Source organism: Pseudomonas yangonensis (assembly GCF_009932725.1).
GTDB classification, from domain to species: Bacteria; Pseudomonadota; Gammaproteobacteria; order Pseudomonadales; family Pseudomonadaceae; genus Aquipseudomonas; species Aquipseudomonas yangonensis.
The window spans coordinates 1-324 of sequence record NZ_BLJU01000114.1 but is presented as its reverse complement, the minus strand read 5'-3'; the positions used below and the strand labels follow the sequence as shown (position 1 = coordinate 324).

The 324-nt window shown below is 67.3% G+C and carries 1 pseudogene; it reads left to right on the top strand.

Annotation, left to right across the window (positions count from 1 at the left end):
- Positions 1-131 (top strand): annotated as a pseudogene (locus GYB81_RS23740) (ammonium transporter); the annotation flags it as partial.
- Positions 132-324: the final 193 nt, after the last annotated feature.

The window sequence follows — 324 nt, the reverse complement described above, 5'->3', positions numbered from 1 at the left end:
TGGCTTTCGCCGGCGGCCTGTTGGTCTATGGGCTGATGAAGGCGCTGCTGGGCATCCGCTTGAGCCAGGAGGAGGAGTACTACGGCGCGGACCTGTCGATCCACAAGATCGGCGCGATCAGCCACGAATGAGGGGGCGGACTTCCTTGGTCCGGTGGGGTATCGGCGGATAACGCCCCAGGCGCTATCCGTCCTGCACGCTGCGAGCGAGGCATCCCGCCATGAAAGAGGCCACCCAAGGGTGGCCTCTTCGTTCCGCCGCGGGGCTCTGGGGAGGGGCGGATGGCCGTAGCGCGGCTATCCGCGGGGCCTGCCGTTACCAGAG